This window comes from Aeromonas rivuli (assembly GCF_020149575.1).
Taxonomy (GTDB): domain Bacteria; phylum Pseudomonadota; class Gammaproteobacteria; order Enterobacterales; family Aeromonadaceae; genus Aeromonas; species Aeromonas rivuli.
In genome coordinates, this window is record NZ_CP079742.1 from 4,234,309 (window position 1) to 4,249,169 (window position 14,861).

The 14,861-nt window shown below is 52.2% G+C and carries 14 protein-coding genes; 13 read left to right on the plus strand and 1 reads right to left on the minus strand.

Annotation, left to right across the window (positions count from 1 at the left end; genetic code table 11):
- Nucleotides 1-202: 202 nt before the first annotated feature.
- Nucleotides 203-826, minus strand: coding sequence for a recombinase family protein (locus KYK33_RS19525; RefSeq protein WP_224431578.1), 624 nt, complete (start codon nt 824-826; stop codon nt 203-205).
- Between the two features lie 411 nt (nt 827-1,237).
- Here KYK33_RS19525 and KYK33_RS19530 point away from each other — a divergent pair, with 411 nt between their 5' ends.
- The 13 genes from KYK33_RS19530 (at nt 1,238) to KYK33_RS19590 (ending at nt 14,714) form a co-directional block, all read left to right on the plus strand.
- On the plus strand, nt 1,238-1,492 hold the full coding sequence (locus KYK33_RS19530; RefSeq protein WP_042656123.1) for a helix-turn-helix domain-containing protein: 255 nt from the start codon (nt 1,238-1,240) through the stop codon (nt 1,490-1,492).
- Nucleotides 1,492-2,802, plus strand: coding sequence for a type II toxin-antitoxin system HipA family toxin (locus KYK33_RS19535; protein ID WP_224431579.1), 1,311 nt, complete (start codon nt 1,492-1,494; stop codon nt 2,800-2,802). Before KYK33_RS19530 ends, KYK33_RS19535 begins: the two co-directional genes overlap by 1 nt.
- A gap of 694 nt (nt 2,803-3,496) precedes the next feature.
- A complete protein-coding gene (hcp1, locus tag KYK33_RS19540) occupies nt 3,497-4,015 on the plus strand; it encodes a type VI secretion system effector Hcp1 (RefSeq protein ID WP_224431580.1) in 519 nt (172 codons plus the stop codon).
- Between the two features lie 58 nt (nt 4,016-4,073).
- A complete protein-coding gene (locus KYK33_RS19545; RefSeq protein ID WP_224431581.1) occupies nt 4,074-4,292 on the plus strand; it encodes a hypothetical protein in 219 nt (72 codons plus the stop codon).
- Nucleotides 4,293-4,508: 216 nt separating this feature from the next.
- Nucleotides 4,509-6,524 carry a type VI secretion system Vgr family protein gene (locus tag KYK33_RS19550; protein ID WP_318010406.1) on the plus strand — a complete coding sequence of 672 codons (2,016 nt, stop codon included), beginning with the start codon at nt 4,509-4,511 and terminating at the stop codon, nt 6,522-6,524.
- Between the two features lie 2 nt (nt 6,525-6,526).
- The gene (locus KYK33_RS19555; RefSeq protein ID WP_224431582.1) at nt 6,527-7,321 is read left to right on the plus strand and encodes a DUF4123 domain-containing protein; all 795 of its coding nucleotides are present in this window, start codon (nt 6,527-6,529) and stop codon (nt 7,319-7,321) included.
- A 65-nt stretch (nt 7,322-7,386) separates the two neighbouring features.
- Nucleotides 7,387-9,243 carry a lipase family protein gene (locus KYK33_RS19560; protein WP_224431583.1) on the plus strand — a complete coding sequence of 619 codons (1,857 nt, stop codon included), beginning with the start codon at nt 7,387-7,389 and terminating at the stop codon, nt 9,241-9,243.
- 9 nt (nt 9,244-9,252) lie between these two features.
- Entirely contained in the window at nt 9,253-10,044 is a 792-nt protein-coding gene (locus KYK33_RS19565) for a hypothetical protein (protein ID WP_224431584.1), read from the plus strand.
- Nucleotides 10,041-10,856, plus strand: a complete 816-nt coding sequence (locus KYK33_RS19570; protein WP_224431585.1) for a hypothetical protein — start codon at nt 10,041-10,043, stop codon at nt 10,854-10,856. The genes KYK33_RS19565 and KYK33_RS19570 overlap by 4 nt, the downstream gene beginning before the upstream one ends.
- Nucleotides 10,857-10,872: 16 nt before the next feature.
- Nucleotides 10,873-11,643 (plus strand): hypothetical protein, encoded by a 771-nt coding sequence (locus tag KYK33_RS19575; RefSeq protein ID WP_224431586.1) that lies wholly within the window; start codon nt 10,873-10,875, stop codon nt 11,641-11,643.
- 108 nt (nt 11,644-11,751) lie between these two features.
- The gene (locus tag KYK33_RS19580) at nt 11,752-12,405 is read left to right on the plus strand and encodes a hypothetical protein (protein ID WP_224431587.1); all 654 of its coding nucleotides are present in this window, start codon (nt 11,752-11,754) and stop codon (nt 12,403-12,405) included.
- Nucleotides 12,406-12,414: 9 nt separating this feature from the next.
- Nucleotides 12,415-13,203, plus strand: a complete 789-nt coding sequence (locus KYK33_RS19585) for a hypothetical protein (RefSeq protein ID WP_224431588.1) — start codon at nt 12,415-12,417, stop codon at nt 13,201-13,203.
- Between the two features lie 143 nt (nt 13,204-13,346).
- Nucleotides 13,347-14,714, plus strand: coding sequence for a tetratricopeptide repeat protein (locus tag KYK33_RS19590; protein ID WP_224431589.1), 1,368 nt, complete (start codon nt 13,347-13,349; stop codon nt 14,712-14,714).
- Nucleotides 14,715-14,861 lie beyond the last annotated feature (147 nt).

Sequence of the window (14,861 nt, forward strand, 5' to 3'; positions counted from 1 at the left end):
TACCTGAGCGGAGTCCATGGTGATATGGAGTTTGGTCACACGATCACCTGATTGCATCATTTATCCGCTACACCTGAGGCCATCACCATGAACAGCATCGTCATCCTGATCCTCCTGTTTTCATTCCTGATAGGGTTTGGCGCCTTTGCTGCGTGGCTGTATATCGAGAAGCGTCACATGGATGCCTCGGATAAATGACCCGCTATTTTGCTGAACGGACCTCTTTTGCCACGCACGAAATCAGATGGCGGGAGCAGCCCAACATCTCCTGGATCACCGAGTAGCTGTGCCCGGTGCTCAACAACAGTGAGATGTGCTGACGCTTCTTTTCATCTTTCTGGCGACCGCGATATTTCCCCTCATCCCTGGCCTTGGCAATACCCTGCTGCTGCCTGCGTCTGCGATCTTCATAGTCTTTGCGAGCGACAGCTGCGAGCATATCCAACAACATGCCATTTACAGCCTGCAAGATGGCGCTGGTGAACTCGGAGCGGCTGTCCCCCTGTAATGCCACCCAGGAAGTCGGGAGCTCAGGAGAAACGATGGAGAGCTGTTTCTGGGCCAACAACTGCTTCAGTGTTTGCCAATCCGTCTGATTGAGACGGGCCAGACGATCAATCTGCTCTACCAGCACAATGTCACGATCTGCAGCGTCGCGGATCAGCCTCATAAGCTCAGGCCTGTCCAACGTTGCACCAGACTCATTCTCCACATAGAAACTGGCTATCTGATGGCCATGCTCTGCAGCAAAACCAATCAGCAGCTCTCGTGCCCGCTCAGCATCCTGCTCCACAGTCGATGCACGTAAGTACGCCCGTATGAACATTGAAACCTCCATCAGTCTGTTTAAAGTGGTTCCTAATTATTGGTTCAATATAAGTGGTTTCAATATGATTTTCGAGAGGGTATTAGGTGGTTTTTATGGGGTATACCTTTTTGAAACTACCGCGCAGCATCAAAACACGACCTTTCGGTAGCCTTTTGATCTGAGAACACAAACTTCAAATCCGCACCTGCACCAACAGGTAGCTTTTGAGTTGCTTTTGAACGCTTCATACAGACCCACATACTTCAATCAGGATCGGTAAGTTTGCCGTTCTCTTACCCGCTATAGAGGATAAATGTTAAATACCGCCCATGGCGTGTAAATGATATTTACCTCCTATAACAGGTAAATATTGATATACCTGTCATAGCGTGTAAATTAGAAGAACGCACGCTACTAGGTTGTCGAATCATGAAAGTAACCAGCGCCAAGCAGCTGAGCGCCTGTATCAAGGATGCCAGGCTTTCGCAAAAGCTTTCCCAGGGTAAAGTGGCCGAGAAAGTGGGGATTAGGCAAGACACTGTATCCAGCTTCGAGCTCAACCCTGAGTCCACCAAGCTGGAGACCCTGTTCAAGATCCTCGCAGCACTCGAGTTGTCACTGGATATCAAACCCCGCAATGAGTCATCCGACAGCCCTATATCAGGCTGGAAGGAGGAGTGGTAATGGCCAATCTGGCTGTCTACATGAACGGCTATCGGGTAGGCACATTCACCAAAACTACCAGCGGCGCCCATCAGTTTCAGTACCATGGGTCATGGTTAGCACAACCAGGCAGCCGTCCCATCTCACTCTCCATGCCATTGCGCCATCAGCCCTACCGGGGCGATGAAGCCTATAACTTCTTCGACAACCTGCTGCCAGATAATACGGAGGTGAGGAACAGGGTTGTAGCACGCTATCAAGCGGCATCAACCCAGCCCTTCGATCTGCTCAGTTGCATTGGCCAGGATAGCGTAGGGGCATTACAGCTGGTTACCGAAGGGCACGATGTTCCAGATGTCAGGCGAATCGACTACAAGGCACTTTCCGATGACGAGCTCGAGCAGATCCTGACCAGCTACAAATCAGGAATCCCTTTGGGGATGGTCAGGGAGCAAGAGGAGTTCCGGATCTCTATCGCCGGGGCGCAAGAAAAGACTGCGCTGCTCTATCTCGATGGCCGTTGGTACTTGCCACTCAACGCAACGCCGACAACCCACATTATCAAACTCCCTATCGGCAAGATTGAAAGCCACTCCTACTCGATAGACCTCTCCCAGAGCGTAGAAAACGAATATCTCTGCACTCTGATTGCCAAGGAGTTTGGTCTACCCGTACCCCACTGCTTCATGATGCAGGTTGGCCAGGTCAAAGCACTGGCTGTGGAACGCTTCGACAGACGTTACGCTGCCGATCGCAGTTGGATCATGCGCCTTCCCCAAGAAGATTTCTGTCAGGTATTGAATGTTCCGTCAGCACGGAAATACGAGAGCCATGGAGGACCGGGGATCACTGACATCATGAAAACCTTGCTGGGCTCTGCGACACCAGAACAGGATCGCTACCTGTTCATGAAATCTCAGGTGCTGTTCTGGCTGCTGGCGGCCACCGATGGCCATGCAAAGAACTTCTCGGTCTTTATTGAACCGGAAGGGCGTTTTCGCCTGACCCCTTTTTACGACATCCTATCTGTCTATCCAGTGTTTGGCGGCCGAGGTCTACACCCACGCGATGCAAAGCTGGCGATGGGCCTGACCGCGACTAAGGGCAAGAAATATGCGATAGAGCAGATATTTCCTCGCCATTTCTATCAGACTGCCAAAGCGGTTGGATTTGAAAGGGTTCAAATGGAAGTGATCCTAAACGAAATGGCCAGTAGTCTGGATGAAGTGATCTCGGCCGTCCGTCAGCAGTTACCAGATACATTTCCCGCCCAGATTGCGGACTCGATTCTGGATGGGCTCAGCACCAGAGCGCAGCGTTTAACTCTGTAGTCAACCAAGTGAAACGAATCCTGGCCAGAGACAAAACATAAGCACCAACCATTGCAACCTTATATCTAGGCCCAATTTTCCCGGTTTCCCACTTTTCCCACCTCCACTTAGCCAGCGCGGGATGGTTCAGCATAAACAGGGGGCTATGACCATTGCCTGGGTAGTACTTTGGGTAGTTTTTTCTAAAAAAATAAGAAAAATCACATCATGGCTATGATTTTTATAGCCATTTACAGTTAGTTATACAATCAGATCCAGAACATCGAGTGAGTACCATTTTCTATCTGTATGCCCCAACCCCCTCATGATGAGGGGGTTTTCGTATCCACAGCACTACCGCTTGCATGGCCCCCAGATCCCGTCCCACTCACCGAGATCTACCGCACGCGAGGTTGTCCGCTCACAATGGCGAAATCTCTCTTTGAATGGGCGCCCATGCAGAGAAATCAACTTTTCAGCGCAATGAGTTGCGCAAAAACAAGCATGAATAACCATTCTGCAAGTTATGCCAGTTATTATCACTACAATGCGCAACTAGTTGCGCACCCTGCACAGCACCACATCACCACTCTTATATAACATATTGTTAATTATCAATTTAATCTAAAAATAACCATTGGCACGCTTCTTGGTTTAGTGCTTGGCAGGTTGCGCATCAGGCGCCGCCACCATCCAATCAACCAGGAGCATTACCATGCCAACTCCGTGTTATATCAGCATTGAAGGTAAAACCCAGGGCAACATCACTGCCGGTGCCTTCACCTCAGATTCCGTCGGCAACATCTTCATACAAGGTCACGAAGACGAGATGCTGGTGCAAGAGTTCCAGCACGTCGTCACCGTGCCGACCGACCCGCAATCCGGTCAGCCTGCTGGCCAGCGTGTCCACAAGCCGTTCAAGTTCACCGTCGCCCTGAACAAGGCCGTGCCGCTGATGTACAACTCCCTGGCCTCCGGCGAGATGCTGCCGACCGTGACTCTGAAGTGGTATCGCACCTCAGTGGAAGGCAAGCAGGAGCACTTCTTCTCTACCGTGCTGACCGACGCCACCATCGTCGACATCGACTGCCAGATGCCCCATTGCCAGGACCCGGCCAACTCCGACTTCACCCAGCTGATCCAGGTCTCTCTGGCCTACCGCAAGATCGACTGGGAGCACACCGTCGCTGGCACCTCGGGTGCTGACGACTGGCGCGCGCCGATCGAAGCCTAACACTCTACTTGGGAGCCTGAATAGGCTCCCTCTTATCTCCCTTTAACGAGGATGCATGATGCCAAGAGAATCTTTCTACCCGGATGTCGGTGAACCCCACATCCATCTCCACAGAGGTGGCGCCACCTTCACCGATATCGGCCATAACCACAGAACCCTGGTCAATGGCTCCCTGGTCTACCGAGGCGTTGTCCGGGAAGTGATCGCAGAGCTGGAAACCCGCGGCGATGCCCGCAGTCGACAGATAGCCAGCTACATCCAGACCAACCTTGCCTGATACCAGGGCCGGCTCTCCGGCCCTTTTCGCTTAACAACTGGCCTCTTTCTTCTGCCCGTTCGCCCCGAGAGCGAGCAACAGAAAGATAACCATTGCCCCCTGCCGCACGCTGTCACAAGCGTGCGGTAGCCATGGCGCCGAAAACCTGGCACCGATGGCGCATCTCTTACCCCTTCCCGACTCACCCCGGGAATTTGACCTCAGAGGCTCACCGTCATGGCAGACAGCACAGGACTTCAGTTCACCATCAAGGTAGGGGCCTTGCCCGAATCCACCTTCGCCCTGGTCGAGTTCAACCTCGATGAGCAGCTGAGTCGCCCCTTCAGCCTGCGGCTCGATCTCGCCAGCCATCAGGCCGATCTCCCCTTCGCCGACCTGCTCGACCAGCCCTGCGAGCTGCTGGTCTGGTACAACGGCGAATTGCAGCGCCGGGTCAGCGGTGTGGTCAGCGACGCGGCCCAGGGAGACAGCGGCTTTCGCCGCACCCGTTACCAGCTGGAGGTCAAACCGGCCCTGTGGCGCCTTGGCCTTCGCCGCAACGCCCGCATCTTCCAGGCGCAAAAACCCGATGAAATCATCAGCATCTTGCTGCAGGAGGCGGGCATCACCGACTACGCCTTCGCCCTGAAAAATGACCATGGCCAGCGGGAATATTGCGTTCAGTACCGGGAGTCCGACCTCGACTTCGTCAACCGCCTCGCCGCCGAGGAGGGCATCTTCTACTTCCACGAGTTTGAGCAGGGCAAGCACCGCATCGTCTTCGCCGACGATGCCGCCGCCCTTGTGGCGGGCCCCGAGCTGTTCTTCAATCTCGGCAACCGCTCCCTGGAGCAGGGTTCTTATGTGCGCCAGTTCCACTACCGCGAATCGGTGCGCACCAGCGATGTGGAGCTCAAGGATTACAGCTTCCAGACCCCGGCCTATGGCCTCTCCCATCAGGCGGTGGGCAGCGCCCTCGACCATCAACGGGATGCCTATCAGCATTTTGACTACCCGGGCCGCTTCAAGGCCGACCCCAGCGGCAAGGCGTTCAGCCAGTACCGGCTCGATGCCCTGCGCAATGACGCCGTGACCGGCCGCGGCCAATCCAACTGCGCCGCCCTGCAGCCGGGCCAGCGTTTTACCTTGAGCGAACACCCCAACGCGGCCCTCAACGACGACTGGCAAGTGGTCAGCATCCAGCACACCGGCAAGCAGCCCCAGGCCCTGGAAGAGGAGGGTGGCAGCGAGCCCACCGTCTATTACAACCAGTTTGCCGTGGTGCGCGCCAAGCAGAGCTGGCGCCCCCAGATCCCCCACAAGCCCATGGTCGATGGCCCGCAAATCGCCTTCGTGGTGGGCCCGGCAGGCGAGGAGATTTACTGCGACCAGCATGGCCGGGTGAAATTGCAGTTCCCCTGGGACCGCTATGGCAGCTCCAATGACATGAGCTCCTGCTGGGTGCGGGTCAGCCAGGGCTGGGCCGGCGGCCAGTACGGCATCATGGCCATCCCGCGCATCGGCCACGAAGTCATCGTCAGCTTTTTGGAAGGGGACCCGGATCAGCCCATCGTCACTGGCCGCACCTTTCACGCCACCAACCGGCCCCCCTACGAGCTGCCTGCCCACAAGACCCGCACCGTGCTGCGCACCGAGACCCATCAGGGCGAGGGCTTCAACGAGCTGCGCTTCGAAGATCAGGCCGGGCAGGAGGAGATCTACATTCACGGTCAGAAAGACCTCAATGTGCTGATAGAGAACGATGCGACCTGGCACATCAAACACGACCAGCACAGCGACATCGACCATGAGCGGGTGGCCCGCATCAAGGCCAATGACCATCTCACTGTGAATGGCGAGAAGCGCGATCACATCAAGGGAGATCTGTCGCTCAGCGTGGATGGCTCCATGCACCAGAAGCTGGGGCAGAGCTGGTTGAATCAGGCGGGTCAACAGATACATATCAAGGCGGGCGCCAAGGTGGTGCTGGAGGCGGGCAGCGAGATCAGCGTCAAGGTCGGTGGCAGCTTTATCAAGGTGGACCCCAGCGGGGTAACAGTGGTCGGCCCCACCATCAAGATGAATTCGGGCGGCAGCCCGGGCGCTGGCGCTGGTTGGGCGGGCAAGACACCTATCCTACCCGGTGGTGTAGAGGTGCCGACTTATACACCCCCCCCTCCGTTCAAAGGTGGGGAGTATTGTCCCATGCTGGCTGAACAAAATGCCGCCATGTCTATCAATGAATGTGAATAACCATGATCCAAACTCTGTTTGACACGACAGTCATACAAGATGGCGCCCTTCAGGAACCCATCATAGCCTATGCCATCCTTAATCCTTTGTCTGAGCCCAATCCACTTCTTACCTGGATTGAGCAGGAGTGGGTAGGCGAATATCTGCCTCTCTATATTCAAACACCCCTGGACACCGTACTCAAATCCAGCCCCTGGTTAGTGCGACTCAATCTAAAGAAAGTAAACGAGATTCAGGAATGGTTGATGGCGCAAGTACCGGATAGCTCCTGGGGCTGGCTTTATACCAGTACACAAGATTGGCAGGCCCAACGCCAACATTGGCAACAGTATCTACGTATCGTCATTGACGATGACCTTAAAGCGGTTCGCTTTCAAGATCCTAGGGTCGTTGGGCTCTGGCTGCCTCATCACAATGTGGATCTCTGGCAAGGGTTGCTTGCACCACTAATAGATATTCGCCTGCCGAATCATGCTCTTTACCATAGACCCTGCGACCAGCAACTCATCAATGAACAGTTTCCCTGGGTTCTTCCTGAAGTGCTGAGTGAGGCATGGCACCACAGCGACATCGGCATTCAAGCCAAGGTGTTCAACTTGCACACCGATCTCTGGGAGCAATCCCCAGAGCAGGCTGAGGCTTGGGAAGCCCAAGGCATAGCGCTGGCTGTGCAGTTGCGGGGATGGTTAGTCGAGCGGATTGAACAGGGCCTCGGGGTAAAAGAGGCAAGTGTGCCAGCAGCCTTGGCCTGGCTGGAAAACACTCACAATGCAGCAGAAAGGAATTCCGTATCATGAGCGCCGAAGGTTGCGTCGATTGTAAGAAACTTAAGCACAGCGTTGATCTACTGCTAGTGGATGAATTGGATCAACCTATCGCCAATGTCCCCTACACCCTGCATCATTCGCTGAGCATGGCCAGCGACAGCATAGGCGGCAAGGTTACCCCCCGTACTGGAGTCACTGGCAGCGATGGCAGTATCAAGGAGAAGGAGCTGCCAGCCGGGCCGGTCAAGCTGGTATTGGCGGCAGATCCGCTGGCAACCACCCTGCAAGAGCCGCATCGCTATCTGCGCCTGTCTCGCAAGGAGGAGGAGTCGGCGGTCAGGGCCAAGGCGCTCGGTCAGGGGCGGCAGTACCGCTATGCCCGCATGGGAGAACTGGTCGACGAGTCGCCAACCAATATCGCTGACTGGGAAGACGATCTTCCACCTGCTTACCACTTTCCCCATGCTGAGCGAGGCTTGCAAGGGATGAGGCTGGGCCTGCTGCCAACGGCGGGTGGCCCCCTCAAGCTGACCGTAGAGGTATGTCCGCTACGGGCCTGGGTGCTGGCGCTTAACCATAGTCCGGATTATGACCTGGGCAATGCCCACAATCTGGCGCTGATGGCGGCGCTGGCCTATGCCGATGGCGAACAAAATGAAGCAGGGGCCTTTAGCGGTTCAATCCAGCATTTCTTTACCGAGCAGATGCAGGATCTGGCGCGCCAGCCCTATCAAGTCAATGGCCTGAAGGCCAACCCCCTGGTCAGGGATGTGCCCTTCGATGAACGCCATCGCCCCCCTGTATTTATCAATGCCGCGCTTGAAGAGAAGCCCTGGTTCAAGTTCAAATTTGATACCCAGTTCTTCTATGTGGAACGGCCGAGGGAGCTGCTGGTCAGCTGGCGCGGCACGGCCAGTGGCTATGATGCGCTGACCGATCTGAATTATCAGCCCGTATCTTGTCCCGAAATAACTCAAGCCGGTGAAGTACATCAAGGTTTTTACCATCAATACAACGCTATAGCCGCACACCCCGACCTGAAGATAAGAAAAATCCATGAAGATATATACAGAAAAGCAGATGGAAAAAATCTATTCATAGCAGGCCATAGCCTCGGCGGTGCTCTGGCATTAATCCATGCCGCAACATTGCAAGAATTAAATCCCTGCCTCTATACCTACGGCATGCCCCGCACCTTTACCAAAGCCGCGCTGACAGAAATTGGACCAGATAGTATTATTCACTATCGCCATATCAACGAGGCGGACCCTGTCCCTTCTGTCCCTCCTGGTAGGGAAATGGATAACCCTACCTTCGCCGTACCCGGCTTGGGCTATGTGCTGGCACCGATCACGGCCCCCCTGGCGCTGCTCAACCCCTTCGAGGGAGACCCCTATCAGCATCACGGCAAGGTGGTGCACTTCTATCGCTCCCATATTCGATACAGGGCGCCCAAGTTACCGGGGCAGGGCGGCTCTCGTGGCGATCGGGATCAGATGCAGGACTACCGACCCCTGCCCAAGCAGGTCAAGCTCTATCTGGTGCCAGCCCTGGCGCAGCATGAAAAGACTGAGCTACAAGAGCGGGAGCAAGCAGCCGAGCAGCGGGCAGAGGTGAAAGGGTTATTTCCGGCGGGGGATAATCCGGAGACCAAGGTGGGGCTTGGCCCGGCGGCCCACTCCAGCCTCGAATATGCCGGTTATATTCGCAAACGAGTCACTGGCTTACTGGCCGAGCAGCATCAGCAGCCAGACCCCTCTGTAGAGCAGAAATCGGAGTATCTTGCAGCCTTGACAGCACATCAAAAACAGCTGTATTACAAAGTCGCCAAGCGGGAAAATGCGTTGCTCTGGCTAGATCAGCGACTGAACATTGCCCTGCCGGTGGCAGATGAATTACCGTTGCGCAATGGGTTGGAGCGTTTCTGGCTAAGTAATCAGGGAAAATATTGAGGAGCAAACATGAATATTGTGAAATTGGGGTTCTTTGGTTGCGCTCTATTAACCAGCGGTTGCAGCAGCGCCTATGATTCGGCACCGATTGACCCACCGAAAAAAAATAATAAATGGATAACTATACAAGGAGTCATCCCCCCTCATGTTAGCGCAAATATTTACCCACAATATAGGTCGACTGTCTGCAAAAAACCTAGGGCCATGTCAGACGGAACCGTTGGCACCACCGACAACTTGAGTGAATATAAGATCACTGTTTTGCCCGATACTGATGGAAGTTATCAAGGGAAAGTTGCGCTGTATGGTGGTAGCCATTGTGATTGGCTGCTTTATAATATAGTTTTCTTTACCCACCCTAAGAGTATAGATAAATATATATATGCGCTACCTATTGAATACAGAAACATTGATTTTAAAATTACAGGTGAGAGTGTCAACGTCCCTATTATAAAGACTGATGACAGCTACATATCTCAAACAATAAAACTTCAAGAAAATTATTACCCTGTATTTTCATTCAAGCTGCCAATTAAAAATGGACTTGGCAAGACATTATTTATAGAAAAAATTGATAAAATAAGTAAAAAATATAAATTTAATTATAATGAAAGTGTCAGTCATGAATTGGGATTTATAACCTACTCCCCGACCATTGATGAAAGATATGTTGTATATAAAAAGTCAACAGGGAAAAATATAACTAATAATGTAGTGATAGAAAATCACTACCCAAATGGCAGCGTTGGAATTAATGAGTTTAGCCTACGCCCTTATAAGTTCTATGATAACAACAAATGAAATTTCTCATTAATTTTAAATTACTAGCAAAATTTCAATTGTCCTTATTTTTTTTCATTTTGTTGGTCAGCGGTTGCAGCAGTGCTTATGACTCAGCTCCTATTGAACCGCCGCAAGAGAATAATCAATGGATCAGTGTACAGGGAGTTATCCCCTCCCATGTGAGCGCCAATATTTATCCACAGTATCGTTCTAGCATCTGTAAGAAGCCAAGGGCTATGTCGGATGGAACCATTGGAACCACTGAAAATATAAATAAATATAAAATATCAGTGCAGCCTGATCCCAATGGCCGTTATCAAGGTAAAATAGCACTGCATGGTGGCAGCCGTTGTGATTGGAAATTATATAAAATAGTGTTTTTCACTCTTCCAAATGAGATTAATTTGTATAAAGATAGGTTGCCAGAAAGGTATCAACAAATAGACTTTGATTCAGTAGGGCGAAGTGTTGAGGTTTCAGTTATTCAATCTGAAAAAACTGTTTATAATCGGCCACCAATTTCATTGGTGGCAAACTATTACCCTGACTTTGTTTTTTATCTTCCAGAAGAAACAAAATCCTTTAAAACTTTATTTTTAAGACCAACAAGCGATAAGAAAAAATATACTATAGATTATAATATCAATGCGCATGGTAATTTAGGAACGATAATGTTTTCTCCTACTGTTGATATGTTATATACTACTTATACGATTAATAGTGGCTCAAAGATAGAGAGAACGGATAAGACAACATTCTATTATCCAAATGGTGACATGGTTGGTGGAGAATATCATTTACGGCCTTACAAATTTTATGATAATAAATAAAAAACCAAGACTCTTAATGTCGACATTATTGACTTTCCCTATACTAACCAGCGGTTGCAGCAGTGCCTATGACTCTGCACCACTAGACCCACCGCAAGAGAATAATCAATGGATCACCATCAAGGGGGTTATTCCGCCAAATGTCACTGCAACTATTAATCCCAAATATCGCTCATCTGTCTGTAAGAAACCGAGAGCCATGTCGGATGGAACCGTGGGTGCTACGGATAACTTGACCGGCTTCGAAGTGACGATTCAGCCCCAGGCAGATGGCTCCTATGAAAATAGAGTCGCGATACAGGGTGGAAGTCGCTGTGACTGGCAACTTTACGACATCCTTTTGTTTACTGAGCCTAAAAACGCAGCGCTATTTAAAGGTGGGTTGCCAAATAAATACAAAAGCACCACTTTTGATACATCGGCCAAATACGTAACAGTATCACTCAACACATCTTATCATCGTAATATTTCAAGCTCAAAAATAGATATTAATCCAAAATATTATCCAGTTTTTTTGTTAGAGCTCCCCGTTAAGGATAACACGAATGGAATGTTGTTTATTGAGCCTGCAGGCATAGTGAAAAAAAAATACACATTCAATAACACAAATAAAAATCCAACCTTAATTCACTTCTCCCCCAACATAGATAATAACTACACAGTATATGTTATCGACAGTGGTTCGTTGAGAGATAAAACGGCTAAGAGGGTAAAGTATTATCCAAATGGGGATGAATCCCAGGGTGAGTATGGGTTTAGACCTTATAAATACTATGAGAAAAATTAATATATTGACTCTGTTACATCACTAATTGACGTAAGTACCGATAGCATTATCCACTATCCCCATATCAACGAGGCGGACCCTGTCCCTTCTGTCCCTCCTGGTAGGGAAATGGATAACCCTACCTTCGCCGTACCCGGCTTGGGCTATGTGCTGGCACCGATCACGGCCCCCTTGGCGCTGCTCAACCCCTTCGAGGGAGATCCCTACCAACATCACGGCAAGGTGGTGCACTTCTATCGCTCCCATATTCGATACAGGGCGCCCAAGTTACCGGGGCAGGGCGGCTCTCGTGGCGATCGGGATCAGATGCAGGATTATCGACCCCTGCCCAAGCAGGTCAAACTCTATCTGGTGCCAGCACTGGCCCGGCAGGAGAAAGCCGAGTTGCAAGAGCGGGAGCAAGCAGCCGAGCAGCAGGCAGAGGTGAAAGGGTTATTTCCGGAGGGGGATAATCCGGAGACCAAGGTGGGGCTTGGTCCGGCGGCCCACTCCAGCCTCGAATATGCCGGTTATATTCGCAAACGAGTCACTGGCTTACTGGCCGAGCAGCATCAGCTGCCAGACCCCTCTGTAGAGCAGAAATCGGAATATCTCGCAGCCCTGACAGCACATCAAAAACAGCTGTATTACAAAGTCGCCAAGCGGGAAAATGCGTTGCTCTGGCTGGATCAGCGACTGAGCATTGCCCTGCCGGTGGCAGATGAATTACCGTTGAGCAATGGGTTGGAGCGTTTCTGGCTAAGTAATCAGGGAAAATATTGAGGAGAAAACATGAATATTGTAAAACTGGGGCTCTTTGGCTTCGCTCTATTAACCAGCGGTTGCAGCAGTGCCTATGACTCTGCACCACTAGACCCACCGCAAGAGAATAATCAATGGATCACCATCAAGGGGGTTATTCCGCCAAATGTCACTGCAACTATTAATCCCAAATATCGCTCATCTGTCTGTAAGAAACCGAGAGCCATGTCGGATGGAACCGTGGGTGCTACGGATAACTTGACCGGCTTCGAAGTGACGATTCAGCCCCAGGCAGATGGCTCCTATGAAAATAGAGTCGCGATACAGGGTGGAAGTCGCTGTGACTGGCAACTTTACGACATCCTTTTGTTTACTGAGCCTAAAAATGCAGAGCTATTTACAGGTGGATTGCCTAAGGAATATAGCTACATAGGCTTTGACACATCAGCTAAATACATAACGGTCTCGCTACCTACAACCTCTAATTCAGACATGAAAGGCACAGAAATAAATATTACCCCTAAATACTACCCCGTATTCGCATTTTCTTTTCCAATTGAATCAACTATCTTAAAGACATTATTCGTCGAACCTGCAGGTATAGTGAAAAAAAAATATACACTGTTTGTTAACCAAAGCATTCAATCAGGGAAAATAAACTTCTCTCCAACTATAGATGGGAATTATGTCGTGTATAAGAAGATAACAGGCTCCAATATGGATAAGAGCACTATAATTGAAGACCACTACCCCAACGGGGATGTTGGGATTAATGAATTTAGCTACCGCCCTTACAAGTATTATGAAAATAAAGAATAGTTAATATGGGGATCAGGAGATGATGAAAAACCATCATAAATGGCCAGCTAGTGGCCAAAGAATGTAATTTCCATCATGCACACGATAATTCCCTCCATCATTGCCCAGAGCCTAATTAACGTAAATCAGCGCAATAAAAAACCATGAAAAAACGCTCCCCCGTATTGCTTGTATTACTGCTCGCTGGCTGTGCCAGTCAGCCCAGCCATTTATCCGATGCCGAGTTGCAAACTGCCGCCCAGCAGGGCCAAGGTCAGGCGCAATATGAGCTGGCCGAGCGACTGGCCGCCAAGCCCGACTACCCAGCAGCCATGCACTGGATGAAGCAAGCCAGCAAACTTGGCACCCTCAATAGCGATGGTGAACTGCGGGGCAAGGCGGCCCTGCAGGTCGGCAACTGGTATCATGCCGGATTGGGCGAGCCCAGAAACCAGGCTCAGGCCAGAGAGTGGTGGCAAAGCGCCGCTAGGCTTGGCAATGATGACGCTGGTTATCAACTTGGTCTCGATTGCCAGAGCCGACATGAAGGCAAGCTGCCCCAAGAGTGTCTCGACTGGCTGACCCCGGCTGCTGAAGAGGGTCACGTTCAGGCCCAGCTGTTGTTGGGACAGTGGTATGCCGCCCAACCCGAGGGGGGCGAAGATGCCCTGCGCTGGCTGACGGCGTCTGCCAAGCAGGGGGATCGCCAGGCCCAGTACCAGCTGGGCCAGCGCTATGAGCAGGGCGTGGGGGTAACCAAGAGCCAGGCAACCGCCGATGAGTGGTATCGCAAGGCCGCCGCCCAGCAGCAGCCCGATGCCCTGCTGATCCTTGCCAGACAGGCCAGTGCCAAACAGGCTACCCCGCTCTATCAGCGCGCGGCAGAAGCGGGATCCGCCGAGGCCCAGCTCTGGCTCGGTCTGGCTTATATGAAGGGGGATCCCCTGCCGCTCAACCCGACCCAAGGCCAGTACTGGCTCACGCTGGCCGCGGGACAGGGCGATCACCAGGCCGAATATCAACTCAGTTTGCAACAGAGCGAGGCTGCCCAGCGGCAACATTGGCTGACCCTGGCCGCCGATGGCGGGGTCGCCCGCGCCCAATATGAGCTGGGTCAGCTGCGCCAGCAGAGCGGGGATCTCGAGGCTGCACGGCGCGAGTATGCCAGGGCCGCAGCCCAGAACGAGGCGGATGCCCGCTATGCCTATGGCGAGATGCAGCGTCTTGGCCAGGGTGGCAAGGCGGACTACAGCGCCGCACTCAAGGAGTATCGACTCGCAGCCAATCAGGGCCACCAGCAGTCCCAATACCGCATGGGCATGATGCGTGAGCAGGGGTTGGGAGCACCGCGCAACCAGGTCCAGGCCTATGCCTGGTACCTGCTCGCCGCCACCAATGGTGAGCCAGAAGCCTCCCAGGCCCGGGATGAGCTGGAACAGGCCCTGCAACCCAAGGAGAAACAGGCGGGTCAGAAGCTGGCGCAATACTGGTACACCAAGCTGGGTGGTCAGGATCAACCTTTCCAGGGTTGAATCCGGCCCGTCACAGCGCTGAGGCAAGAAACCATTCACGGCACGCCGCGAGTTTCCTTATCATAGGAGGCTGACGCCGCCCGCCTCCATGAGCAGGCGGGCTGTTACTCCAACCCGGGCACCCGGGCGTCGGCGTCAAGGCATTCT